Genomic DNA, 24,966 nt, shown 5'->3' with positions numbered 1-24,966 from the left:
TTACGCCTCCTTCATCCAGCGAAGCGAACCGCCGTAGGCGCGGTATACATGTTCCTTCGTGAATACGTCTTCTGTCTTCCCATGCGCAATGACCGTACGGTTCAGGAGCAGCACATGGTCGAAATAATCCTCAACCGTCTGGAGATCATGATGGACCACCATTACGGTTTTACCGGCCATTTTCAGATCCTTCAGCGTGGTCATAATAGCCCGCTCGGTTGCCGCATCAACTCCGGCTAACGGCTCATCCATGAAATAGAGGTCGGCATCCTGGACAAGCGCCCTAGCGAGGAATACGCGCTGCTGCTGTCCACCGGAGAGCTGGCTGATCTGCCGGTCGGCAAAGTCCGCCATGCCCATTTGATCCAGCGATGCCATCGCTTTTTCCTTATGGCTCTTGTTCGGTCGCTTCAACCAGCCCACCCGGCCATATAAACCCATCATGACAACATCCAGCGCATCGGTCGGGAAATCCCAGTCCACGGATCCGCGCTGCGGCACATAACCGACACGAGTCTTGGTTTTGCTTAAGCTTGATCCAAAAAATGAGACATTACCGGACAGCTTGGGGTGGAGCTCCAGCATGACCTTTAACAGCGTTGATTTACCGGCGCCATTCGGCCCGACAATACTGGTTAAAGAGCCTTGTTCCACTTTAAAGGAGACATGGTGGAGCACTTTGTTTTTACGATAGGATGCATTGAGGTCTTGAACTTGAAGTACAGACATTTTATTCACCACTTCCTGTTAATGCATGATAGATTGTTTCAACGTTATGACGATACATTCCGATATAAGTCCCTTCCGTTGTTCCCGCTTCGCCCATGGCATCGGAGAAGAGCTCTCCTCCGAGCTTTAAATCCAACCCTTTCTTGGCAGCACCTTCAATGACGGCATTAATCGAAGCCGGATTGACGCTGCTCTCGACGAATACGGCAGGCACCTTGTGCTGCAGCAGAATATCGATCGTTCCGTTAATATCCGAGAGGCCGATTTCATCCTCCGTACTCAAGCCTTGTAGTCCGACTACCTCCAGACCATGCAAGCGGCCGAAATATCCAAAGGCATCATGAGCGGTTACCATGACCCGCTGCTCTTCCGGAATCTGACTCAACTTATCCTTGGCCTCGGCTTTCAATTCATCCAACTGGGCAAAATACTTCTGCTTGTTTTCTTCAAAATAATCGGCGTCATCCGGGGACAGCGACTTCAGCTTCTCTACCGCGGAATCGAGCGACGCTTTCCACAGATCGATGTCAAACCACACATGGGGATCGATGGCCTGCGTATCATCCTGCAGCAATTGATCCTTCGGGATGGCATCCGCAATCGCCAGTACAGGTTTGTTCTTACCAATCTGCTCGAATATTTCCGTCATGTTGCCTTCGAGATGAAGCCCGCTATAGAAAATAACATCACCGCTATCTAATTTCTTGATATCGCCTTGGGTTGCATTATATAAATGCGGATCGACGCCAGGCCCCATCAAGCTCAGTACCTCGACCCGATCTCCCCCGATAACGGAGATGGGTTCCGCAATCTGTCCAATGGTTGTAACCACGCGAATGTTCTTATCTCCCTGTTCACCCGCTGCTCCTTCCTGCTTCACTTCTCCCGAAGCGCACGCGGATAACACCAGCAGCAAACTCAGAATGGCGGCCGCCCCTATAAATATCCTGCTTCTACTAGTCCTCTTGTTCTTCATCTTCTTCTCCTCCACTCCACATCAATAATGAGTTTGCTTAATCCTTAGACGATCTTGGACATCTCAAGCCTAGTCCTGCAACGATACAATTATTTTTCCCTAATGCAACTTTAATTCCTATGTACAAAAAATAATCCATCTTTAGGTTTTTGTCAATGCAATTTTACAAATTCGTACATCTCATTCTGTTTGGATCAGTCCATTCCCTCTTGATTTTATTGAATTTTCCGTACATACAGAGCTTATTTTTCGTTAAGGCAACATATTTAGTTGTATGTAAAATATTTTTTTATTTGATTATGAGTGATCTTAAAAACACAAAAAGACGACTTCTCCATTAGAGAAATCGTCTTCTTTTTTCTATATTCCGGGTATCGTTATATTCCAGCTCTCGCTAATACTCTACACCACGCACTTTTGAATAAACCTTCAAATGTGAAAATCCGCCACGATCCCTCGGCATCACATTTCTCAGCGTACCTTCTAATGTAAACCCACAGCGTTCCGCAACCTTAATGCTTCGTTCATTCAAAGAATCGCAGCGTATCTCGATTCGATTAGCGCCAAGATGCTGAATAGCAAAGTCCGTGATGCCATCAACTGCTTCCTTCATGAGACCTTGCCCGGTTCGGGAGCTTCTGAGCCAATAACCGATTTCGAAGGTTCTGGCTTCCCAATTCATTCGATGCAATCCGCTGCTGCCAACCAATTGTAACGAGTCTTTGTCCAGAAGATGCATGACTAGATCGCTGCGCTCCATAAACTGCAGACGAGCCTTCAGCGGGAATGTTTCTTGCAAACGGGAGCCAGGGTTTAAGCTCCTCTACACTTTCAAGTATGGCTTCATTGATACGCTCTCCGTCACCCCACTCCGGTGCACGGATAATAAGCCGTTCCGTCTCAAATCTGTCTGGAAAGGACAATAAGATCGGATTTGTCTCCATAGGTGTGTTCATGTCGTCTATCTCCTGTCCATCCACTCGTTATCCAAAAAATCGGATATGCGCAAATTTGGTTTTAATTCGATCGAGTTTCTTCTTAGCTGAGCTGCGATGATCGGGCAATAACTTCACATTTGCCAAAGCGCCAATCGTCTCTACAACCTGGTCGATCGATAAATGATCTGTGTCGATATGTTGCTGGAACACATCATTCGAGAATCTGCTGACACACCGGTCAATTTGTTGTGCGGCCCATGAATTCGAACCTTCCCCTCTGCTGCGCAGTCGTCTAAGGAGTACTTCCTTGGAAGCGCACAATGTAAAATGCTGTACGACCACGCCATCACGTCTCAAATTACCAACGATTTCATCGAAATATTCCGCGTTCGTAATGGTCATCGGAGCAATGATCAATTGATCGGATTCCTGGTCCAAATACTTAAACATGGAGTAATTAAACTCCCTCCACATCGGATAATGCTGAAAGTCATCGCGTTTGGCATCCGTCGGCACATTATCGCGAATGAAGTAACCTGCATTCTCCGGATCGTACACGTACGAGTTCGGGATTCTTCGCTGAAGCTCATGCGCAGCCTGGGTCTTACCCGAACCGAATGCGCCGTTAACCCATATAATCAAAGATGAATCCCCCTTCTTAACAGGGCAAACTTTTATAAAATCCTTTTATGATACCGTCCTCATATCCGAAGGATTGATAGAATTTTACCGATCCCTTTGCCTCGGTAAACACTGAATACGAATAAATTAAACTAGTCTTTCCTACGAAAGTCCGGCATTCGAGTCAACGTTTTGCCATGATCGCGTACAAAACCATATTGTTCGTACAGACCATGGGCATCCCGCGTAGACAATATACCGAATAAATTTCGGTAATCTTCGTGGGTGGTAATCGTTTCGATTAATTTCTTCCCCACACCCTGCCCCCGATAAGCCTCATCCACAAACACATCACACAACCAATAGACGGTTGCGCCATCCGTCACCACGCGAGCAAAGCCGATCTGTCGGTTGTCGTAATATGCCCCGAAGCAAGTAGAACCTTCTAGCGATTTCTTGATTTTCTCATCGGAGCGCTCGTTAGCCCAGTAGCTTTGCCGCAAAAAATGTACAATGGCATCCAAATCCAACAGGGAAGCGTCGCTGCTAATGAGGACCTGCTTAATGTCGAAGTCCATCATCACACCGCTAGTCCCTTTTCCCGGAGCCAAATGCAATCACATAGTTGTCCGGATCTTTAATTGCAAAATCCTTCCACACACCCCAGGCTGCTTCCATTAATACAGGCTCCTGTACCACTTCGGCACCTCTGGAGGTCAGTTCCTCATACAATTCATCCAATTCGTGGTGAGTATCCACGTATGCGTATGTATCCCATGGTGTCTCTTGGTCCTTGCCTGCTGGATTCGGTGTGACATCTGTACTCGATTTTGCCTGAATCAGCTTGAATCCGAGCGCAAAATCATCCCTGACCGCCCAAACGTCATTCACTTCACAACCCAGCACTTTTTCATAGAACTGTTTGGAACGGGTAAGATCGGATACCAATCGAACTTGGACTGCGAATTGAATCTTGCTCATAAGATCATCTCCGGTTATTTTTTATTCCATATTACAACCGTCCAGTTCGCATAACAAGAACTTTTCGTAAGCTTATTTTTAAAACTGTTCTTTTCCGTAATATTTTCGCAAAATAGGCGTGGCTTTGTTCACGACATACCCGCTGCCGCCCCGGCCTTCAACATGCTCTATCATCATCGCGAGCAGGAGCTTGGACTCCATCGTGTCAAACGCAACGAACCATCCATTCTCCTGTCCTTTTTCGGCTTTATTGATTTTGAGTTCGGCGGTTCCCGTCTTGCCTGCAATTTCAATACCCGAAATATCAGCACTATGTCCACTACCTTTTGGATCCTGAACCACATCGACGAGCATACTCTTTATGATCTGGGAAGTGTGCGAATCCAACACCTCTCTTGTTTCCTTAGGCCCTTTCTCTTGCTCTGATGAATCCAGCACAGGCTGAATCAGCTTCCCGCCATTAATAAAGGGGGTATAGGCCAATGCCAAATGCAAAGGACTCATGAGCACTTCCCCTTGACCATATCCGGAATCCGCGAGTTGAATTTCGTTTTTTATCCCCTCATTAGCCAAACTTGCTTCCGGGAATGGGAATTGAAGTGGCAGTCCCTCTTCGAAGCCGAACTTTACAGCTTCCTTCAAAAAAGCATCCGCACCGATCTCCAATGCTTCCTGCGCCAGATAGATGTTATCTGAATACACAAGAGCATCTCTCAGATTCAGGACAGGAATTTCCTTCACGCGAGTCACGTAATAATTCCCCCAGCTCGGGTCTTTGGACCAATGCAAGCCGTGGATCTCCCTGTCCTTTCCAGGGGTAGTGACCCCAAGCTTCAGACCAACCGCAGCCGTGATCGGTTTAAACACCGAGCCCGGAGCATACAGCTTAGTAAAACGATTCAATAGCGGCTTATCCGGATTGTGATTCCATTCATCCCACTGCTCTGTCGATAATCCAACGATGAAAGCATTGGGATCATAGGACGGGCTGTTGACCAACGCCAAAATTTCTCCGGTCTTGGGGTTAATGGCCGCTGCGGTACCTGCATCCTCACGAAATGAAGCATATATGGATTGTTGAAGTTCAGCATCAATGGTTAAACGGATATCCTGACCATTTACCGCTTTCTTCTCGGCTAAGATTTCTTTGACCTGACCCGAGGAATCCACGATCGATATCCGCTTACCGTCCCGGCCGCGCAACACCTCATTATATACCTGCTCGGACCCTGATTTACCGATAAGTTCATTCGTTCCATACTGCGCCTCGGGTGCTTTGGTCATATCCTCCTTCGTCACTTGTCGGATGTAGCCTGTTAGATGAGCTGCCGCCGCACCGTAAGGGTAGACTCGAGCACGTTCATTCTTCTTTTCAACGCCTGCCAAATCACTATAATCCATTCTGCCCTGCTGCGCATTCAGGTTCAAGATGGGTACGAACAGATCGTCTTTCACCCACGCCGCATCAAGCTTTCCCTTCATAATCTCGGTCGATATTCCCAACCGTTCAGCCAACTCAACCAAGGTCTGTTCTCCATCGTCACCCAGCTTCCCCGGAATAATACCGATGACCTCAATCGTGCCATTAATGGCCAAACCGTGACCATTACGATCCAAGATCTCGCCCCTGCTGGATGGTAACGTCTGCACATTCACTTTATCCAAGGCATCCATGGCCGGCAAAATCAAGGAAGGATGCCATACCCATTCGCCAAGACAGGTTCTTAGCCTTGGTTTGATTGTCCTCTTTTAAAAGCTCAAACGAACCTTTTGCCTGCACCCGACCAGCCGATGTTTCCAATTGGATTTGGTAGGGATAGAACACTCACTCATCCGTTGTTTCGCTTGCTTCCTTAGGCGTAAAGTCAGGCTTTATGGTGAGGTCTTCTGCTCCAATCCCTTCATAGATGGTCTGTAATCGCGTTGCAAATTCTTCCTTTGTCATCTCCTGTCTGGACTCCTGTGACAGCAGATCATACATCGATTCATAGCTGCCTTCTTCCCACCATTCCACATACTGTTTCGCAATCTCTGTCGGATCCGATTCCTTGTTGCGATCACAACCCGTATGTATTAGCACTAAACTCAGGCACAAGAAGACCCCTATCCATTTAAAATACATCGCTTCCACTCCTCAGATCCCATAATTAATTGTCAATACATATTCATTACGTAAAAAAGAGTCCATCCTGATCCCTGCCTTCTCAATTAACAACAATATCTAACCAAAGCATGCTGTATTGTAGAGTATACTTATTGCATATTGTTGTGAGAATGCATGTTTTCCGGCTCTGTACCCGTACAGATCGATTGGAGGTATAACGAGATATGAAATACACCGACATTATAAAGTCAATTGAACGCCAAATACTGGACGGACTGCTGAAACCCGGCGGCAAACTGCCATCCATCCGTGCTTTGACAAAATCTTATTCATGCAGCAAAAACACAGCCATACGGGCCTATGCTGAATTGGAAAAGAGACATATCATTTATGCTGTTCCCAAGAGTGGTTACTATATCGTTGAGGGCAGAGTAAACATAAACCGCTCGAATTCCACGGATCAAGTGATCGATTTCCGATCTGCGGGACCTGACAAAAGCGATCATGCCCTACCGAGACTTTCAGCATTGCATGAACCAAGCGATTGAACTATATAAAGAAGAGCTGTTCACCTATTCCCAGATTGCGGGTTTGCAATCACTTCGTGTTGAGTTAGCCCAGCATTTACTCGACTTACAGGTCTTCACGGTTCCTGAGCGGATCTATGTGGTGTCTGGTTCGCAGCAAGCGCTCCATCTGCTCGTCTCCCTCCCTTTTCCTAACGGAAAGAACCATATTTGTGTGGAGCAGCCCACACATTTTAGCATGATGGACTCCCTCAAGATTCATCAAGCCGTGACATACGGGATTGAGGTTACGAAGGACGGAATTGACCTTGGGCGGCTGGAGGACATTTTTAAAACTCGGGATATCAAGTTTTTCTATACGGTCTCCAGGTTCCATAACCCTACAGGCTATCGCTATTCCAATGAGGAGAAGAAGCGGATTGTTGAGCTGGCGCAGAAGTATGATGTCTATATCATTGAGGATGACTATATGGGAGATATGGATCCGGATTCTATTCCACGATCCAGCTGCCGGAGCCATTGAAAGCATATCAGTTGGTTAACCATCTGGAGAATGAGAACGTATATGTTCAGGATGCCAGCAATATGTTCTTGCCTGAGTTTAAGAACGAATCCATGATACGGCTTAGCGTATCTCAGGTGAAGGAGGAACTGATCGAAATCGGCGTTCAGAAAATTGCGGAAGGAGCCGCAGAATTGTTGAAAAGGCGTAGCGAGGTGAGGTTCATCTAGTCGGACCGACTCGTGTGGCGATCGGACCGACAGATGAAACAGGTTTAAGCGATGGGAGTTCCATTCGGCAGATCGACATCCGGCTTCAGAAGCACGACGTCTCCCTGTTCCGGTACCCCGCCGAGGACGAGCACTTCGGATTGATAGCCCGCTATGCGTCTAGGCGGAAAATTGACGATAGCTACCACTTGATTACCTATGATGGTGTCCGCATCATATCGATTCGTAATCTGGGCACTTGTGCGTTTGATCCCGAGCGGGCCGAAATCAATCTTCATTTTGATGGCCGGAACGCGTGCTTCCGGGAAAGGCTCTGCTTCCACGATCGTCCCGATCCGAATATCCAGTTTGGTGAAATCATCGATGGTTGCCATGATTAAATCTCCTTACAGCTAGGATTATGAGGCGAATGAGGCTTCACAACCCGAATTTTATGTACCATCTTACCACCTGTGTTTCTGGGTATTCAAGTGACAGATTGGTTTAGCGTGTTCTATGCCGCAAGAGACACCTCAAGAACCGAATTAAGGAGTAGCATTCGACGTCTTCTATACTCGCTCATTCTCCATAAGCTTCATCCAATTCTGATGCTGCTTGCATACCTTAGCCCATATCAGGTCCCGTTCGATTATGGAATAGTTGACGAGCAGCTCATTAAATATGTCCGCCAGGATCTCGAACCATTCCGACTTCGATGAAATCTCTACCATATCCAGGGCGTTGCCGCTCCACTTTCTCCATATGCAGCCTTTGAGTTCATTCATGCCCAACTCGTGCCGTTGCCTGACAATGAACAGATCCATCCATGGAGATTCCGGTGATTGGCGCGCCTATCACAATTTGATCAGGTGTTGAATGAACCCCTCTGGAATTCCGTAAATATTCGGAAATCACCGTGCGAAGCCCGTGTTCACCCTGCGGATCTCCATATATTCCAATTTCACTCACATGTTGTTCCAGCGCTTCCTTCAGTATTTTATTCCAGGTTCTTACCGGAAAAGACGCTTGATCTAATCGAGTGGGATTAAAGTCAATAAACCCATGATTCGAATGGGCATAAGAATGCATGACAGACAACGTTGTTATAGAAGGAGGCTGCTGTATAACGGGAATTCGCTTTGCTCAGGTAGAAGAATATCAAACAAGTTGGACCACCTCAGGCATTCTTAATAAAATTCACTGGCAATGATAGATAGGTTTACTGAATTATACATTAAATCCAGTCCAAGTTGCTCGTCCCCCGTCACGAAGCTCTTCAATCGATCATACAACATTCATTAACATCTGACTTTCTTAAACAGATAAAAACTGACCATTTTTATGTGGTCAGTTTTGTTTTAAGTTAATGCTAGCTTGGATGTATATCAATATGAATCTATTACGTTATGAAAGGACGTATGATCCTATGACTCATCCCATCCATCTCCAACACAAAATCGGCCAGGGTTTAACGCCTCTACAATTTATGGAGAATATGAAGATTCGGGAAATGAAATTGAGCAGCATCCCTAATACGAAGGAATTATTTAGACAGGTATATGATCGCTTCCAGTGGGAGAACGAAGAGGCTGAACAATTCTTCACTTCTGAGCGAAACCCATTCAACCAACTGCACTGCCTGATTCTCTGTACGGATTGGTGTCCGGATGTCATATGGAATGTTCCTGTACTGTTTAGAATATTGGAATATAGCCGTATCCCGTCTGAAGTGCTCATCATGGAAGATCATATGGAGACTATGGATCTGTTTCTCACGGATGGCGGACGCGCCCAGCCGATTGCAGTTTTTCTCCATGCAAGCACCGGAGAGGTATTCGGAACTTGGGGCGCTCGACCGGCATACATCCAGAACGTCATGGACGAGTTTAAAAGGAACTATCCCGATAAACAAGCCTCAGCCTATCAGGAACAACTGGACCAAACGTACAAGAAGATCGGCGAGCTCTACCATGACGGTAATGAATATCAGAAGGTCATGATTCAGGAATTAAAGCAACGATTCACTTCGTTTATACGTGAGAGAATTGCCGATAAGCACTGATGACCACCTTTGGCGAAAGCGTGATCCCCTCCCCTTGATTCACTGAGTGATGAAAGAGTGTGGTTTCTGACATTGTTCAAAGTTACATAATGAACATGCAGGATGAAATAAATCACATTCCCGCTGCTTAAATCTTCCTGAATATGTTATCATTACTATCGACGATGCCTTAGGCAGTCACAGTTTGCGAAGCCAAATAGGGTAAGTCATTAGAAGTACAACCATTCACCAAATTTCATTAACTCAGTACAAGGGAGAGAAACACTTATGACAAAAAATGAAGCTCAGCGCCCGTCCCGCGTGGTGATCATCGGTACAGGAGCTGTAGGAGCAACGACTGCGTACACCTTATTCTTGCGTGAGAGAGTATCTGAACTGGTATTAATCGATGCGAACCATGACAAAGCTCTTGGCGAAGCCTTGGATATGAATCACGGCCTCCCCTTTGCCGGAGGCGTGAAGCTTTGGGCTGGAGATTACAGCGATTGCAAGGATGCAGACATCATTGTCATTGCCGCAGGTTCCAACCAAAGACCTGGCGAGACCCGAATTGATTTATTGAAACGCAATACGGCGATATTTGACGACATTATCCAAAATATCGTGAAATACAATGATCATGGCATCATTCTTGTGGCTACAAATCCGGTTGACATTCTGTCTTACGTCACGTTGAAGAAGAGCGGCTTCCCGGTCAATCGCGTAATCGGTTCCGGTACCTTGCTGGATAGCGCCCGCTTCCGGTATTTGATCGGACAAAACAAAGGCATTAATCCGCGCAGCATACACGCCCATATCGTCGGGGAACACGGCGATTCCGAGCTGCCGCTCTGGAGCATTGCCAACATCGCGGGGATCGGGATCGATCTGACAGACGGCGAAAAAGAGGATATTTTCGACCGCACCAAGAATGCGGCTTATGAAATCATTAACGCCAAGGGCTCCACTTCCTATGCGATCGCCTTGGCGCTCGATCGGATCATCGTCTCCATTTTGCAAAACGAAGGTTCCGTTCTCAATGTATCCACGCTGCTCACGGACTACCACGGTGTATCCGATGTATACTTAGGTGTACCATGTGTGGTTGATCGGACAGGGGTTCGGGAAATTCTGAATCTTGAGTTAAATGACGAGGAACTAAACCAGTTCCATGCATCCGCTAACAAACTGAAAGAGCAAATCTCCAACATTTTCGAATAAAACAAGGCAAGGCTTTCCGAATGAGTAATCCGGGAAGCCTTGTTCTTTTAGTTAAAGCGTCGATAACACACGATGAAGCGAGCGTATCAGTTGGCGGCATAAATAGAAAATGCGCTGTAAAGCAGAAGCAATCCCATCGATATATTAAACGGGCGCTCATATCGGGTTAACAGATGCTGGAACAGCGAACCGAACAACGCCCAGGTCATGTTGGCACAAATGCCGACGATCGTGAGCAAGAACGAGTATGATAACAACTGCGCATGGGATGTGGAGATGGGCATGACGAAAGTCGATATGGCCGTAATCCCGTATAAAATAACCTTCGGATTCATGAACTGAAAGATGAATCCGAAGTAAAAGGTATTGAATCCACGCGCCTTATCATCTGCATCTTGCGGCTTGCTCTGCATGATTTTAATAGCAAGATAGATCAGGTACAGGCATCCGATGATATTCATAACAAACCTAATCTGCGGGATGAATGGATATAATACCAGATTGAAATAGCTGGACAACAGCATAATGACCAAGCATCCAGCCGCTACCCCTCCGATAAAGCGCATTGTTCTTTTAAATCCGTGGCTCCGTGCATTCGTCATCGAAATGATATTGTTGGGGCCGGGCGTAAATGACGCGACAATGGCATAAGTCAACAGCGGAACGATGAACACGCGCTCCCTCCTTTCACATATGTTATAGTTGTATAATTGTGCGTTATAGAGTCCGTACGTTATGATTATACATTATGTGTGCTATAACGCACAATCTATAAAAAAGGCGGTGTATGATGTTGAAGCCCATTCATTTAATATTGGCGAATAACTTGAAGCTGCTAAGGGAGCAAAGGAAGCTAAGCCTGGATAAAGTCGCGGAGATGACCGGAATCAGCAAGACGATGCTGGGTCAGATCGAACGCGGTGAATCGAGCCCCTCCATAACAACCGTATGGAAAATCGCGAACGGATTAAAGCTTTCTTTTACATCATTGATCAATGAGCCTCATTCCGAAACGGTCGTGGTATCTCAAGAAGAGGTACAAGCGCTGGTAGAGGATAACGGAAAAGTTCGGATTTATCCATATTTTCCATATGAAGACGGACGACGCTTCGAGATGTATTCATTAGAAATGGAGCATGGCGGTTATTTAAGTGCAGAGGCTCACATTGAGGGGACGGAAGAGTTTATTACTGTTTTCGAAGGAGAGCTTACCATTCGTGTCGATAACGAGGAATATACGGTGACTCCAGGTAAATCCATTCGGTTTAAGGCCGATAAACCTCATGTTTACCATAATTCCGGCACCTCCATGAACCGGTTAAGCATGGTGATCCATTATTCCAAATAACCAGGAGATTTGAAAAAGCAGCAGCCCCCTCCATAAGAGGGAACTGCTGCTTCATATATTGCACCACGTTCAACGACGCAGTGAATTTGTACTGACTACCCCGTAACGAGACAACAACTTACGCCCGAGCAGACCCACGGCACGGTCCGTTATAAAACCCATCAAACCCAGACAAATCAATCCGACAAAAATCCAATCCGTACGGAAGAACAAACGTGAATTCCAGATCAGATACCCCACGCCTTCATTGGACGCGATCATCTCTGCCCCGATAATCGCCATGAACGAGGTACCCATGGCAAGCCGGATGCCGGTGAACATATAAGGGACCGTCGCAGGAATGATGACATGTTGCACAATCTGCCATTCGGATGCTCCCATGCTGCGGGCGGAGCGAATCTTATCCTCTTCCACGGCTAAGACGCCCGTCAACGTATTTAATACTACAATGAAGAAGGTGGCATACAGAATAAGCATAACTTTCGATGTTTCCCCGATGCCAAACCAGACCAGAAACAAGGTGATGAAGGCAATCGGCGGGATGAACCGGATGAAATTAAGGAAAGGCTCGGCGAAAGCACGGATCGGCCCGACCTTTCCGATGATGAGTCCGATGGGAATCGCAATCAGACTACCGAGGGACCAGCCGAGAAGCACCCTGTACGAACTGATCCCGATATACTGAATCAGGGTGCCGTCCGTCAACAATTCGTATCCGCCCTTGGCGGTATAGATAGGGCCCGGTAGAATTTCAGGCCCATACGCAAGGGAAAGTAACTGCCAGACGCCAAGGGCAGCGATCCAAAGCAGGATATGAAGCGACCATTTGTTAAGTTTTTTGCTCATGGGTCTTCCTTCCTCTCTACTCGTCAAAGTGCGATTGAATTTGGTTATACAGCGCATGGAAAGCTGGATCTAATAAATCTCTCGGGTAAGCCAGGGGCACCTCGTAGATATCCGTTATTTTCGAGGAGGGTCCCGCTGACATGATGCCGATACGTCCTCCCAATAGGAGGGCTTCCTGAATATCGTGCGTCACGAAGATGACGGTTTTGTCGGTGTCCTGCCATATGCTTACCAGCTCCCTCTGCATGGTCCGCCTTGTCATCGCATCCAATGCGCCGAACGGTTCATCCATGAGCAGAATCGCCGGATCATTGGACAATACCCTTGCCAGCTGTACCCGCTGTTTCATACCGCCTGACAGCTCGCGTGGATATTTGCTCTCATGCCCCGCAAGACCTACTAGCGAAATAAACTGGTTAGATATGTCCTTTCGCTTCGCGGCAGGTATACGTTTCATGCGAAGTCCAAATTCCACATTTTCTCTTACGGTCAGCCATGGGAACAAGGAGGAATCCGCTTGCTGGAATACCACGGCGCGATCCTGGCCCGGGCGCTCTACCTCCTTCTCGCCCACTCTCACCTGGCCCGATGTCTTGGATACAAAACCGGCAATCAGACTAAGCAGCGTCGACTTACCGCAACCGCTCGGACCCAGAAGAACAAAGAACTCGCCGCCTTTTACCACCAGATTGACGTCCTGGATAATATAGTGCAAGTCACCTGCCGAGGGTTGCTGTATGTAGCTTTTGTTCAACTGTTCAATATGGATTTCATTCTGCCTTGACGCTGCACTCATCGTCTTCATCTCCTCACTTTAATTCAATGACTCGATCCGGGAATGCTTCTCTTACCAATTCCAGATTCAATTTCTCGTTCAGTTCGAAATCCTTCTCGATGATGCCGTTATCCACCATATATTCCTTCTGTCCCTGCAGTCCTTCATAGGCTTTCTCCGTAAAACCAATATTCCATGGATTCTTCGGCATATCCTTTAGGGTCGCTTCTCTCGGCTGCTTGACTTCTTCATACATCAGGTCCGCGGTTTCTTCCGGATGCGACTGGGCATAAACTGATGCTTCATCCAGCGCTTTCAGAAGCGCTACGAAACCTTTCTTGTTGCTGTTGATCAATTCATTCGAAGCGATTAATCCCGTTCCAAGCCTTACCGGTGTCTTAGACATATCCGACAATTCTTTAGCTTCGGTAAGGGCGCCGAATTTCTCGTTCAGCACTGCCCCATATACCCAGGCGGCGTCGATGTCGCCTTTTTTGAGCGCCACATATGCCTCGTCGAAACCTCCCTGTCCGATCAGCTCCACATCCGACAACGCAACTCCGTTATCAGCCAAATAAACATCCCATAGATAGGGGATGAACGTGCCTCTTGAGAAACTTAACTTTTTACCCTTGAGATCGGCAGCACCCCCGATCTCTTTACGAACGAACAGCTTCCATTCGCTCGCGCTTAAATCCGTTGCCGTTCCAGATGAAGCGAAGATAGAGTAATCGCCTTTGCTGACAGCGTTCAGGAGCGGAAAGTCCGCTCCGAATGCAACGTCTGCCTGTTTAATGAATAAGGAGTTCACGCCTTCAGCTGGCGTAGCGAAGTTTACCAATTGGGCATCAATTCCGTGTTTGTCGAAGAAACCCTTGTCTTTCGCCACGCGAAACACGGTATTGGTAGATATGTCCGCGATTTTCAGCTTGAGCTGACTCCCCTGCTGCTCGCCCGAACCATTGCCACACCCGCTTAGCATACTCATGATAAGAATCACCGACAGAAACCGAAAACTCCATAGCTTCACAGATGGGTTTCTACTCATCGTGATCCCTCTCTTTGTGCACAACTTCATCCGTTCTAGCTACGCAAAGCGCACCCTCACCATATGAGATTGTACCTTCAACTTCCACGCTCGTAACGGCACCTCTCGGCGCAGCCTCCGGCAGACGGTAATCAGCAACATCCAGCGGTGCAATCTCTGTCTCAATGGGCAATTCAAGCTGGGGTACCCATTCATAAGGAACCCGGTATGCGCGATAGACCATGTTGGAGTTGCGGCTGTTTTTATAAGGTGAGATATATTCCCACACCAGCTCGAATTCTCGTGTCACTTCGAATATTCGCCCATCTGCCCCTTCGGTGATCAAGGTGTTGCCATTGGGAAGCCGCTGAGCCGAACTGATATATGGGCTGTAAAAACGGTAAGAGTCAAGCGGCGCCTGGAATCCGGCTTCCGTCGGCGTATATTGCCATTCAATCTCTAAAGTAACGGGGTTGATCTCCAAAATGCGGGAATGGTCACGCCGAGCTATTTTCAAACCATCCCCCGCTTCCGGATTCGGTTTTCCGTAACCGCCCCAGCCACCGTTATCAAAGATCAGAATGTTGCCTTCGCCCGGCAGGCCCTTCGGAATTAGATGAGCATGATGCTGGCCGATAATCCAGCCGATATGCTTCGTTTCCTCCGTGGAATAATCGGGCCCAAGCTTCCAGACGATGTCCCCGGTTTTTTTATCAATGATGGCAATAATATTCGTTTCCCTAGCATCCCAGATAATATTATCGGGGTGGAAGCGCTCGTCCCCTGCATCATAAAATCTGTTGGGCCCGAGCACCGATGCCGAATTAATGTGCATCCAATCCCCAGCATGAGCTCCAAAACCGCGAGTATTCGGATCACGGGATAATGCGAGCTTCGCATCCTCATCAAATCCGAGTTCATCAAAGTGATCGCTAACAGCCCATTCCCACACCACATTTCCTTCCCAATCCACTTCGATAATCGTGTCATCCAACAGCTCGATGTCGGATATCTCGGGACGCTTCACATTCTTGTGGGCCAGAATGAGCGTATTGCCCGAATCCACCTTCGGATCTTGTCCCGGAACATAATAACCGACGGGATTGCCCTCACGCTGATAGTCATGATGCTGGCGTGCCATCCACTGCGGCGGATGCCCCGGATCCTCTATGTATTCATAACGGTCAAATTTCCAGACGATATTGCCGTCCCAGTCAACTTGCACCAGATTGGTCTCATCCTGAAACCCGTATTTCGGATCGCGCTCTGATGTGCTGCCAAGCAAGTAACCACCCGGAAACAGCTTGTTGGGAAATCCTCGAAGCCTTTTCCACAAGTGAACCTCTCTTCCATTCATGTCTATGAGGAGAGCTCCTGTATCCGCTGCTTGATATATCGTGTAACCGCTCCAAGTCTTCTCAGGGTTATATACCGTTGTACCTGTTGGATAAATCGTCGGATGTCCCATCGTACACAACTTCCTTTCACATTTGAATTTTAGTAAGAAATAAATGAGCTTGAACGTTTCATGGAACCGCGATTATCTTGAACATTTTCTTCATTGGGTTCGGCGGATAATGCAGACTGTCGAAGCACGGAATCCGAGAAACCTTCAAGATGTTCATTCAGCCGTTTAAAATAATGAATCTGTTCTCTGAGTTCATCATGCAAGAATGCGCCGAAGATAAGCTCAATCATGTACCCGCCAACATTTTCGTTACGCCGCAGCATCTCTCTTCCTGCTTCCGTAATGTCTAAGGCAATCGCTCTCCGGTCTGTTTTGCTTCGCCTTCTGATCGCGAACCCGGAAGTCTCCAGCTTGTCGCATATCGCCGTTACGGCTCCGGACGTGAAATCGAGCTGTTCCGCCAGTTCACCAAGCCTCTGTTCACCATCCCGGAATATCGTGTTGAGTATCAACAAACCTGGCAGTGAGATGCCTTCTACCGAAATTTTGTCACGCTCTTTGACAAACCTGCGAACCACTTTGCGAAAATGCCAATCAGCCTCCTCCAATAAATCCCAATCCTTCTCTTCCATGTCTCTCCTCTCTCGGGTCATGACCTCCGTATGCCGGTCCTTATCTGCCACTGCTAACTCTTGAAAATACAGAAAGACCCCCATCTACCCTTTGTCGTATTAACGACAAAACGAGTAAACAGGAGCCTTTGGTGGACCAATCGGCTGACCTTATCGTTCAATGCTAAGATAATGAATGATCATTTAATGATGACTGAAGCGTAATACCTGTGGCTAGATTAAACCAATTAATACCACCTGTCAAGTAGGGATTATTCTTCTAATATTAATTTCTACTCATATGAAACCCTTAGAAGTTCCACCTACCCACCTCCAATCCTCCTCCGTATGCATGTGAAAATATTCAATATGGTTTTGGATCAATCCTGCCTATTTTTGAGAACACCTCAGTCAAAAAACGTTCCCACATCGGCCAATCATTCGCGTATTTCTAGTATTGCCCAACACAATAAAGGTTGGTAGAATATAACAGTTATACTATCGCAAATATATAAGGAGAGGAACACAATGACAGTTCAACAACAAGCAGCTAAGGATTCCATGATCGAATGGCTGGCAAATGAACAAGAGCTCGGCCATAAACCCAGCAAAATCGAATTAGCGGGAGAATTTGATCTCCACGACATGCATTATTATATTTTCAAATATAAGAAGACCCTGTTTGGCAAATGGCTGGTCGGCGTCTGCGGCGGTTATGAAAGTCCGTCAGACACCGAGCATTGTGGACATGTATTCAGTGAGATGCAGCCCTATCATCCTTCCACCGCGGAACAGGAAGCTGTAGCCATGGTTAACATGATTCGTGAGTATTGGATGAAGCAGGCGGCACTATATGAGGCAGGGGAAACTTCAGAGGATAACACGCTGGATTCCAATGAATCGTCTGGGGTATTTAATGGCTTCGTTCTGTTGAACTCCCCGGAATGCGACCTGGAACAGATCAAAGCAAATCTTCTGCACGATTGGAATATTTCCTCTTCCCCGGAGGATGGCAGCTCCGTAGAGGAAAAAGAAGGAATTCTGGTCTTTGAGGCAGACGGCTGCATGATCGCGGTCAGCTTCGTTGACGCTCCGGTACCGGATGGCGAGGCTGAGCATTACGCACAAGGCAACTACCTGTGGCCAGAGGCTGTGGAGGTAACCAAAACCCATGTCAGCCAGCTTATTCTGGCGGTGTTTTCGCGTGCTGCCTCCCCGCTTGATAGCGGCAGGGTGTACACCAAGCTGGCGGCGAGCTGTTTGAAGCTGCCTAATGCCGTCGGCCTCTATTCATCCGGCACGGTATTTCAGCCTGAGCTCTTTGTGGAAATGGCTGAAACTATGAAATCCGACGATCTTTTTCCACTGTTAAATCTGGTATACTTCGGGCTAGTTCGTACGGAATCCGGAGTCAATGGATATACATATGGGCTCAGAGCCTTTGGTAAAGACGAGATCGAAGTGCTGGACAGCCAGGTGACACCTGCCGAGCTCCGTGAATTCCTGATGGATATTTCTTTATATATCGTTGAACAGAACGTCACACTAAGAGACGGGGAAACCATCGGCTTTTCGGCGGAACAGAAGCTGCCCATTATGCGTTCCGAGGGAGTATATCTTGATGGTGAAACGCTTAAAATCAAGATCTGATTCAATGTAATCTTCTCCAATAAAAGGCTCTCCAAGTCATTCAATTCACTTGGAGAGCTTTTCAAACTCTACAGCTCGTAGCTTGCCGAGATACTTAATGCATGAGAATGGTCTAATCTCTAAAGCAAGAATTTTATTGTTAATATAAAGGCCGCCGTTCGATCTAGGCGACTTCTTACGTAAGTATGTACTGTGTCTCGTTATATGTTATGGTCGTCCCCTCTTCATGAGTCCATTCACTAATCGTTGTCCCCACTCATTTTCTTCCTAAACGCGAAAATGGCGACGACCATGATAACCACGGTATACCCAATCACCCACCACAGGTGAGGTAAGATCGAAGCGTAGTCTCCTGAAATCGCGGCTCTTCCCGCGTCAACCGCATGGGCGAATGGGAGAACATACGCAATCTCTTTAAACCAACCGCCGACAAGATTCAGATCAAACCAAGTGCCGCTAAGCCATGCGCTAAGATTCGTCAATAACGCTCCACATATACCGCCTACCTGCTTATCATTAAATATACTGCCTGCCAGCAACCCGATTCCTATAAACAGAACAGCTGTTGGAAGGAGCACAATAACAGAGAGCAAAACATTCAATGTTACTTGTAATCCCAAGAAGGAAGCCGCAACAAAGGTTATGGCAACTTGGAGAATCGCCATCGGAACTAAAGGTAACGTATATCCCACGATATAATCCGGTGCAGTTAGCGGACCCGTATACAATCTCATTAAAAATGAGGAACTCCTATCTTTGGCTATAAGCATCCCAGAGAAAAGTGAAATGAAGGAGAACCCGAACACGGCAACGCCCGGAACAAGCTGATCAATGACAAAGAGTTCAATTTCAATATTCTGTTGAAGAGCAGATAGCAGCAACAGTATAACTAATGGAAAGCCGATGCCAAAGGCCAAATTCAGCGGATCTCTAACCATTTCTTTGTGGTTTCGTGTGGCAAATGCTACAGATCTCATCCTGTTGCCTCCTCTACTGCAGCTAAAGATACAAATGCATCCTCAAGTGTTAGGGTGTTTGTTTTTGCTGTTAATTCAGCAGCAGTTCCAACTGCCTTTAATCTCCCTTTCGCCATAATCCCGATTCGATCCGAAAGCGCTTCTGCCTCCTCCATATGGTGGGTTGTCAGAATGATGGTGATTTTTCCCTTTAGTTGTTTAATAGCTGCCCAAAGCTGCCGTCTTGCAATGACATCCAGTCCCAGTGTGGGTTCGTCTAGGAAAAGGATCGAAGGGTTCGAAATCAAGGCCATGGCAATACTAAGTCGTCTTTGCATGCCTCCCGACAGCGTCTTGGCTTTATCTTGAGCCACCTCGCGAAGACTAAAAGTATCCAACATTTCTTCCACCTTTACGGCAATAGATGGACTGTCATATCCGTAAACTTTAGCAATAAACTCAAGATTCTCTTTCACAGACAAATTCCGAGCAACAGCTGTTTCCTGAGGTGACACATTAATCTTTTCTTTTACTGCATACGGATTGGCGACGATACTGTCTCCTAACAGAGCGGCGTCGCCGCTGCTCGGCTTACTGAGGCAGGTTAGCATCTTGATCGTTGTCGTTTTTCCTGCACCATTCACGCCAAGCAGAGCAAACAGCTCGCCTTGCTCGATCTTAAGGTTAAGAGAATCAACGGCGGTTTTGGTCTTGTATCTTTTTGTTAATTTCATCGTTTGTAGGGCAATCACTCATCTTCCTCCTCGTATGTCTGCGCATTTAATATATCTTCTGCAAACTGCAGCAAGCCTTCGCTTTTCATAATGGCAATTCCCTTCTGCGCCTCATCACCCAGAACCAGCAGGCTATCACCAGGGCGTATATCGAATATTTCCCTGGCCTTTTTGGGAATTACGATCTGTCCACGTTCCCCAACCCGTACCATTCCAAAAATATGTTTTCCCTTCGGCCGAAGACCGATTTCTGAATGCTTATCGGAATAATGGACCAGATCATCCAATACCACGCCATACAGATCCGCAAGAGCTGTACAATTCTGAATATCCGGTACAGTCTCTCCATTTTCCCACTTCGCAACAGCTTGTCTTGATACCCCGATCTTTTCGGCAACTTCTTCTTGAGTGAATCGCTGCATTTTTCGCAATTTCTTCAAATTCATATTAATCATGTTGATCACATCCTTTTTTCTCATTATAAAGTCATTTTCCGAGCAAACCACCAATCAAGGATAACATTCCATGTTGCTTTCTGTTGCCGCAGAACAGCTCACACAAAAACCCCCCCTGTCAGAATTTCAGAAGGGAGGCTTTTTACGCAATTATGATAATAGCATTACGCCTGGATAAACAGGCTGAATTCCTGGCCGTTTTTGACCGGCTCCTGTGCCATGGTGTAGCCGTGTTTTACGACTTCCTCCGGCACGTTGCGAAAAGCGGACGGACAGTCCGAGATGACCTGAAGCGTTTGTCCTTTTTTCATATCACGGAGCGTTTCGAGTGTGTAGATGACCGGGTATGGACAAGATTCCCCCCGGAGGTCCAGTGTGAAATCAACGGACATGGGTTGCATCCCCTTTCTTGAATCCTACGCCGAAGCGGTAGTTTTTTTGCCAGTATGCGGCGACAGCGAATCCGCCACCGAGTACGAGCAGCGTAACAATCAATGCAGCCGCCGGACCCATGACGGCGATCAGATTAATAGGCGAGCCACTCTTCACGAGAAGGTTAAATACCCCCATATGATCCCATGCATATGCCAAAGCGGTTGCGCCTATAATGTTGCCGATAAACACGGGTAAAAAGACAACTTGTCCCTCCATCAGCCGGTACATCATGCCGGTTTCGCAACCGCCGGCCATGACAATACCCAGGCCGAAGAGCAATCCACCGATAAAGGTGCTGGGCGCGGCAATTTTTGTAATCGGGTCCAGACCGTATACAAGAATTACGATCAGCGTAGCGACAGAGCTGACTGCCATGCCGACAGCAATCGCTTTTGTCATCGTGGCTCGGCCGCTGATCCACAGATCTCGGAATGCAGAAGTAAAGCAGATCTGCCCCCGTTCGATCAGAATACCGAATGCCGCTCCGAACAGGGCGGCTGTCCCTAACATCGTGCGGCCAGTTGCATAGAAATATACGATCAGTGCGATGTACGCAAGACCTAGCACAGCCCCCAGTAGAGGTTGCCTGTTCTTACCCGATTTAACGGACGGCACGGTACCGCCCATTTTCAGAACGGGCTTTCCTTTCCACCATCTTGTGTTAACCAGCCGAGCGCCCAAGAATGTGCCCGCGCCAGTAGCAACGATGAAGATCCAGGAATGAAGGGAGAATTGAGGCACGCCGGTAAAAAAGGCTGCGAGATTGCAGCCCAGAGCCAGCCGGGCTCCGAAGCCCGCGATGATTCCGCCGACAAATCCCTGAACGTACCGCCGTTTCTGTCTCGGCATTCGGATCTTGAAATTGCTGCTCAGCAGAATCGTAATGAGGGCTCCGATAAACATGCCCCATACGATCCAGCCGTCGGTCCGCGTCCATGTCGTTCCGTCCATATGGACGAGGTCGAAATACGCCCAATCCGATATATCCACCCCGATGAATTCCAGAATATGCCCTCCGAGGCGGGTAAATTCACCGGTTACAGCCCATACCGTATGGGTGATTCCGAAGTAGACCGCGCTGAGAATGCCGGCCAGAGCCATAACCAGATAAGGACTCCAATAACTTCCGAACCATGTTGAATATAACTTTTTCACTTGCTCAAAAACTCCTCTTCCACTAAAATCACGATACTAATCTATAAGAAAACCCACAAATTCCATTGTACTATAAAAACTGCAATGCGGGATGAAATTTGTTCATGAACTTACATCGTTAAAACAAAAAAGCCGCGATTGTTCGCGACTTTGAATGCGTGTATGTTCTTGTTCCCTGAGCTTTATTCATGTTTAAAGTGGCGGATTTTCTACTCCCATTTGTATCCACCCTTCTTTTGAAGGTCCATATACCGCAGGAATATTTAACCCCGCCTGACGCATAAGAACGGTAACCTGTCCTCTATGATGAGCAATATGCTTAATCAATCCCATAAAGATAGTAGCATTTGATTCCTCACGTCCAAAGGCATTCTGAATTTGTTTTAAAGTATCATCCGTCCATTGTGCTTCAAGAGCTGTTGCTACTTCAGAGCTTATTTTTCTAAACGTCTCGGCGATTTGGTTCGCGGAGGGTACTTCATCAGAATCTTGTACCTGATCGAGAACAAGCCCGAATTCAGTCAAGTATTCAGGGGTATTCGTTACGAAATGCCACGCAATTCTCCCCAGAGTCCTGCCTTCAGGATATACTTGCTGCCGTAATGATTCATCCGTCAAACTGTCTAACACCTTTTGCGTTAATTCTGCTTCTCTCTTCCATTCTGTAATAAAATCTGAAACGGTTATATACATGATTGGTTCATCCCTTCTTATCATTCAATATTTGATGAAAATCGTTACTTCTCTTCCCCCCACTATGAAAAAGAATGTAAGATGATCATCTTTAGCTCAATCATAACTGCTAATAGTGACAAGGATTGTCATAGTTATATTTTTTCAACCTCTTTCTGGCTGCTTTGCAAAATCTGATCCGCCTCCATAATGATTCCGTCCCCTATACCCTCATTGCATGTTCAGTGTTTTTATCGTAAGCGAACAATCGGAATGCTAGCAAGAGCGCTACCAAAACCATGACCAACCCGGACCAGCCCAGGTTGCCAATGGAGAAGCTGTTGATCACCAATCCCCCGAGTCCTGAGCCGAGGGCGAAGCCAAATTGGATAAACGAAGTGTTGACACTTAAGGCTATATCCGGCGACTGTGGCACCAAGGTAACTAAATACAATTGCTGTGCCGGGGATGTCGCCCATGTGGCGGCCATCCATATCATGATTAATGGAATAACAGCATAGATCGAACCGTTGAACCAAGTTAGGAGCAGTAATGTTCCGGCTTGGATGGACAGCCTAACGTAGACTTGGACCCCTTCGCATCCGCAATCCCCCTCCAACTTTGGAGCCGGCAAAACTGCAAATGCCCGCAATCAATAAAATACCGGAAAGCGCGGTTGCCGTTAAGTCGGTACTCTGTTGCAAATAGGGGGATATAAACGTAAATAGCGAAGAGTACCCTCCGATATATAACAGCGGAATGGCAACAGCCAGCACCATTTTTTTATCCTTCAAAATCGACAGCTGCATTCCGAGTGTAATGGCTTTTTGTTCGGTAATGGACGGGACTTTGGCAAAGACTGCAAGAAGCGGAATTACCGTCAGCAATCCAGCGATGATGAATAAGGTTCTCCACCCCATGGTTTCGCTTAAAAGCGTACCGATTGGCACGCCGAGCACCGAGCTGCTAAGTCCCATCAGAATCGTGCCGATCGCGCGGCCCCGATTCCGTTCTTCAACCATACGGGTGGCTACAGCCATTGCAATGACTGTGGCAGTTCCACCGCTGAGTCCCTGGACCATTCGAGCTATTAACATCATCTCAAGTGAGTCACTAATATAAACGAGACAACTGCTTAATATAAAAATGCCGAGCATGATGAGCAGCATTTTTTTACGGTCCACCCGGATGGTTGCGGCGATCACCACGGGTGCGCCAATCGCTGCAGAAAGGGCGAATGACGTAACGAGAGATCCCGCGGTGGAGGTCGTAATTCCAAGGTCTTCCGCTACGATGGGAAGGATGCCGCTTATGATGTACTCGATCGTCCCAATGAGAAACACGGCTAGGGCCAGCAAATAAACGATCCATTTATTTTTCATACCCGTTCCTCTTCATTTACAATGGGTATTTGAATTTCGATGAGACAAATCCCCGGCTCACCGGATAAGGGCACATAGGTTTCTCTTCCAGGCTGATCGCTTCGAATGAGGTAACCATGCTGCTCAATCCACTCGGCAAGATCCAGACATGCCGTTTCGGAATACATCGAATCCGAGCGGAATAACAGCGTGGCCATGGTCTCAGAAGGCAAGGATCGATACTGGAGATGCTCGGGCAGCTTGAAAGTGTCCGATTTTACGGCATAACCGGCTTCGAACTCAAACACTTGTTCCTTGCTGCCGGATACGTTCCACAACAACGTCTGCGGCCCGTATAATAGCGACTTGGCCCGGCTATCAAGCAGACTACTGAACATTTCGAAAAGGCTTGGGATATCCTCAACAGTGCCATGGGAAGTGTAAGTGATCATGTGCATGGCTTCAACGCGTTTCATGACAACCTCTTGTTTTTTATCTACCTTTCCATCACGTTCCAGAAGCTGCATCCTTTCACCATCTCTCTTGATTTATTGGTTTGAGTATAAACTCTCTAGTTAGGTATAAAGTCAAGAGGGCTAAATAAAATAGTAAGCCGCGATGGTAAGGACAGTTCCGTTAAACATGTTGATAGATGTAAAACCTCTCCTTACGTATAACAATTGT

Annotated in this window: 31 protein-coding genes and 1 pseudogene; 7 read left to right on the top strand and 25 right to left on the bottom strand. The window is 47.1% G+C overall.

Annotated features, from left to right (window positions below; genetic code table 11):
• The 8 genes and pseudogenes from MHH48_RS16910 to MHH48_RS16875 form a co-directional block, all read right to left on the bottom strand.
• Positions 1-729 carry a metal ABC transporter ATP-binding protein gene (locus MHH48_RS16910; RefSeq protein WP_076323422.1) on the bottom strand — a complete coding sequence of 243 codons (729 nt, stop codon included), beginning with the start codon at positions 727-729 and terminating at the stop codon, positions 1-3.
• Position 730: 1 nt separating this feature from the next.
• Positions 731-1,705, bottom strand: a complete 975-nt coding sequence (locus MHH48_RS16905; protein WP_076323421.1) for a zinc ABC transporter substrate-binding protein — start codon at positions 1,703-1,705, stop codon at positions 731-733.
• A 394-nt stretch (positions 1,706-2,099) separates the two neighbouring features.
• Positions 2,100-2,649 (bottom strand): annotated as a pseudogene (locus tag MHH48_RS16900) (GNAT family N-acetyltransferase).
• 39 nt (positions 2,650-2,688) lie between these two features.
• Positions 2,689-3,285 (bottom strand): AAA family ATPase, encoded by a 597-nt coding sequence (locus MHH48_RS16895; RefSeq protein ID WP_076323420.1) that lies wholly within the window; start codon positions 3,283-3,285, stop codon positions 2,689-2,691.
• 131 nt (positions 3,286-3,416) lie between these two features.
• Entirely contained in the window at positions 3,417-3,842 is a 426-nt protein-coding gene (locus MHH48_RS16890; RefSeq protein ID WP_076323621.1) for a GNAT family N-acetyltransferase, read from the bottom strand.
• Between the two features lie 10 nt (positions 3,843-3,852).
• Entirely contained in the window at positions 3,853-4,245 is a 393-nt protein-coding gene (locus tag MHH48_RS16885) for a VOC family protein (protein WP_076323419.1), read from the bottom strand.
• A gap of 78 nt (positions 4,246-4,323) precedes the next feature.
• Positions 4,324-5,862 carry a penicillin-binding protein 2 gene (locus MHH48_RS16880; RefSeq protein ID WP_179090648.1) on the bottom strand — a complete coding sequence of 513 codons (1,539 nt, stop codon included), beginning with the start codon at positions 5,860-5,862 and terminating at the stop codon, positions 4,324-4,326.
• A 208-nt stretch (positions 5,863-6,070) separates the two neighbouring features.
• Positions 6,071-6,367 (bottom strand): NTF2-like N-terminal transpeptidase domain-containing protein, encoded by a 297-nt coding sequence (locus tag MHH48_RS16875; RefSeq protein WP_083659705.1) that lies wholly within the window; start codon positions 6,365-6,367, stop codon positions 6,071-6,073.
• 206 nt (positions 6,368-6,573) lie between these two features.
• Here MHH48_RS16875 and MHH48_RS16870 point away from each other — a divergent pair, with 206 nt between their 5' ends.
• The 3 genes from MHH48_RS16870 to MHH48_RS16860 are packed head-to-tail and all read left to right on the top strand — an operon-like array spanning position 6,574 to position 7,608.
• Positions 6,574-6,897 carry a winged helix-turn-helix domain-containing protein gene (locus tag MHH48_RS16870; protein ID WP_306024470.1) on the top strand — a complete coding sequence of 108 codons (324 nt, stop codon included), beginning with the start codon at positions 6,574-6,576 and terminating at the stop codon, positions 6,895-6,897.
• A complete protein-coding gene (locus MHH48_RS16865) occupies positions 6,881-7,399 on the top strand; it encodes a PLP-dependent aminotransferase family protein (protein ID WP_306024469.1) in 519 nt (172 codons plus the stop codon). Before MHH48_RS16870 ends, MHH48_RS16865 begins: the two co-directional genes overlap by 17 nt.
• On the top strand, positions 7,396-7,608 hold the full coding sequence (locus tag MHH48_RS16860; RefSeq protein WP_306024468.1) for a hypothetical protein: 213 nt from the start codon (positions 7,396-7,398) through the stop codon (positions 7,606-7,608). The genes MHH48_RS16865 and MHH48_RS16860 overlap by 4 nt, the downstream gene beginning before the upstream one ends.
• Before the next feature lie 44 nt (positions 7,609-7,652).
• Here the strand turns inward: MHH48_RS16860 and csaA are convergent, their stop codons facing one another.
• Together csaA and MHH48_RS16850 are read right to left on the bottom strand one after the other, a co-directional pair.
• Entirely contained in the window at positions 7,653-7,982 is a 330-nt protein-coding gene (gene csaA / locus MHH48_RS16855) for a chaperone CsaA (protein ID WP_076323418.1), read from the bottom strand.
• Between the two features lie 174 nt (positions 7,983-8,156).
• On the bottom strand, positions 8,157-8,372 hold the full coding sequence (locus MHH48_RS16850; protein WP_256720591.1) for a hypothetical protein: 216 nt from the start codon (positions 8,370-8,372) through the stop codon (positions 8,157-8,159).
• 641 nt (positions 8,373-9,013) lie between these two features.
• Here MHH48_RS16850 and MHH48_RS16845 point away from each other — a divergent pair.
• Positions 9,014-9,649, top strand: a complete 636-nt coding sequence (locus tag MHH48_RS16845) for a thioredoxin family protein (protein ID WP_076323620.1) — start codon at positions 9,014-9,016, stop codon at positions 9,647-9,649.
• Positions 9,650-9,916: 267 nt separating this feature from the next.
• Positions 9,917-10,849 carry an L-lactate dehydrogenase gene (locus tag MHH48_RS16840; protein WP_076323417.1) on the top strand — a complete coding sequence of 311 codons (933 nt, stop codon included), beginning with the start codon at positions 9,917-9,919 and terminating at the stop codon, positions 10,847-10,849.
• An 86-nt stretch (positions 10,850-10,935) separates the two neighbouring features.
• Here MHH48_RS16840 and MHH48_RS16835 read toward each other — a convergent pair whose 3' ends face one another.
• Complete coding sequence (locus MHH48_RS16835) at positions 10,936-11,523, bottom strand: LysE family transporter (protein ID WP_076323416.1); 588 nt, start codon at positions 11,521-11,523, stop codon at positions 10,936-10,938.
• 119 nt (positions 11,524-11,642) lie between these two features.
• On the opposite strand from MHH48_RS16835, the gene MHH48_RS16830 reads away from it, so the two are divergent.
• Complete coding sequence (locus MHH48_RS16830; RefSeq protein ID WP_179090655.1) at positions 11,643-12,197, top strand: XRE family transcriptional regulator; 555 nt, start codon at positions 11,643-11,645, stop codon at positions 12,195-12,197.
• A 69-nt stretch (positions 12,198-12,266) separates the two neighbouring features.
• Here MHH48_RS16830 and MHH48_RS16825 read toward each other — a convergent pair whose 3' ends face one another.
• Genes MHH48_RS16825 through MHH48_RS16805 form a run of 5 tightly spaced genes read right to left on the bottom strand, consistent with a single transcriptional unit; the run spans position 12,267 to position 16,885 of the window.
• A complete protein-coding gene (locus MHH48_RS16825) occupies positions 12,267-13,043 on the bottom strand; it encodes an ABC transporter permease (RefSeq protein WP_083659704.1) in 777 nt (258 codons plus the stop codon).
• Between the two features lie 16 nt (positions 13,044-13,059).
• A complete protein-coding gene (locus tag MHH48_RS16820) occupies positions 13,060-13,839 on the bottom strand; it encodes an ABC transporter ATP-binding protein (protein ID WP_083659703.1) in 780 nt (259 codons plus the stop codon).
• A 13-nt stretch (positions 13,840-13,852) separates the two neighbouring features.
• Positions 13,853-14,866 (bottom strand): ABC transporter substrate-binding protein, encoded by a 1,014-nt coding sequence (locus MHH48_RS16815; protein ID WP_076323413.1) that lies wholly within the window; start codon positions 14,864-14,866, stop codon positions 13,853-13,855.
• Entirely contained in the window at positions 14,859-16,313 is a 1,455-nt protein-coding gene (locus MHH48_RS16810; RefSeq protein ID WP_076323412.1) for an aryl-sulfate sulfotransferase, read from the bottom strand. The genes MHH48_RS16815 and MHH48_RS16810 overlap by 8 nt, the downstream gene beginning before the upstream one ends.
• 29 nt (positions 16,314-16,342) lie before the next feature.
• The gene (locus MHH48_RS16805; protein ID WP_076323411.1) at positions 16,343-16,885 is read right to left on the bottom strand and encodes a MarR family winged helix-turn-helix transcriptional regulator; all 543 of its coding nucleotides are present in this window, start codon (positions 16,883-16,885) and stop codon (positions 16,343-16,345) included.
• 507 nt (positions 16,886-17,392) lie between these two features.
• Between MHH48_RS16805 and MHH48_RS16800 the strand changes: the two genes are divergently transcribed.
• A complete protein-coding gene (locus tag MHH48_RS16800; RefSeq protein ID WP_076323410.1) occupies positions 17,393-18,514 on the top strand; it encodes a DUF4261 domain-containing protein in 1,122 nt (373 codons plus the stop codon).
• 239 nt (positions 18,515-18,753) lie between these two features.
• On the opposite strand, the gene MHH48_RS16795 is transcribed toward MHH48_RS16800, so the two are convergent.
• The 9 genes from MHH48_RS16795 to MHH48_RS16755 all read right to left on the bottom strand — a co-directional run bounded on the left by MHH48_RS16795 (position 18,754) and on the right by MHH48_RS16755 (position 24,758).
• The gene (locus MHH48_RS16795; protein WP_076323409.1) at positions 18,754-19,491 is read right to left on the bottom strand and encodes an ABC transporter permease; all 738 of its coding nucleotides are present in this window, start codon (positions 19,489-19,491) and stop codon (positions 18,754-18,756) included.
• Positions 19,488-20,204: an ABC transporter A family member gene (locus MHH48_RS16790; protein ID WP_218641284.1), complete on the bottom strand. Its 717-nt coding sequence runs from the start codon at positions 20,202-20,204 to the stop codon at positions 19,488-19,490. The genes MHH48_RS16795 and MHH48_RS16790 overlap by 4 nt, the downstream gene beginning before the upstream one ends.
• Positions 20,205-20,218: 14 nt before the next feature.
• Positions 20,219-20,659 (bottom strand): helix-turn-helix domain-containing protein, encoded by a 441-nt coding sequence (locus MHH48_RS16785; RefSeq protein ID WP_076323407.1) that lies wholly within the window; start codon positions 20,657-20,659, stop codon positions 20,219-20,221.
• A gap of 164 nt (positions 20,660-20,823) precedes the next feature.
• Positions 20,824-21,051 carry a sulfurtransferase-like selenium metabolism protein YedF gene (gene yedF / locus MHH48_RS16780; RefSeq protein WP_015735163.1) on the bottom strand — a complete coding sequence of 76 codons (228 nt, stop codon included), beginning with the start codon at positions 21,049-21,051 and terminating at the stop codon, positions 20,824-20,826.
• Positions 21,041-22,195 carry a selenium metabolism membrane protein YedE/FdhT gene (yedE, locus tag MHH48_RS16775; protein WP_256720625.1) on the bottom strand — a complete coding sequence of 385 codons (1,155 nt, stop codon included), beginning with the start codon at positions 22,193-22,195 and terminating at the stop codon, positions 21,041-21,043. The genes yedF and yedE overlap by 11 nt, the downstream gene beginning before the upstream one ends.
• Before the next feature lie 246 nt (positions 22,196-22,441).
• Positions 22,442-22,942 carry a DinB family protein gene (locus MHH48_RS16770; RefSeq protein ID WP_076323405.1) on the bottom strand — a complete coding sequence of 167 codons (501 nt, stop codon included), beginning with the start codon at positions 22,940-22,942 and terminating at the stop codon, positions 22,442-22,444.
• Positions 22,943-23,144: 202 nt separating this feature from the next.
• On the bottom strand, positions 23,145-23,411 hold the full coding sequence (locus MHH48_RS16765; RefSeq protein ID WP_306024467.1) for a hypothetical protein: 267 nt from the start codon (positions 23,409-23,411) through the stop codon (positions 23,145-23,147).
• A gap of 85 nt (positions 23,412-23,496) precedes the next feature.
• Positions 23,497-24,303: an MFS transporter gene (locus tag MHH48_RS16760; protein WP_306024466.1), complete on the bottom strand. Its 807-nt coding sequence runs from the start codon at positions 24,301-24,303 to the stop codon at positions 23,497-23,499.
• Positions 24,300-24,758: a GyrI-like domain-containing protein gene (locus MHH48_RS16755; protein WP_144023466.1), complete on the bottom strand. Its 459-nt coding sequence runs from the start codon at positions 24,756-24,758 to the stop codon at positions 24,300-24,302. Before MHH48_RS16755 ends, MHH48_RS16760 begins: the two co-directional genes overlap by 4 nt.
• Between the last annotated feature and the right edge of the window lie 208 nt (positions 24,759-24,966).

The sequence above is a fragment of the Paenibacillus sp. FSL F4-0100 genome (assembly GCF_037993005.1).
Classification (GTDB): domain Bacteria; phylum Bacillota; class Bacilli; order Paenibacillales; family Paenibacillaceae; genus Paenibacillus_AQ.
The sequence above is the reverse complement of the archived record's forward strand: the minus strand, read 5'-3'. Positions and strand labels throughout refer to the sequence as shown.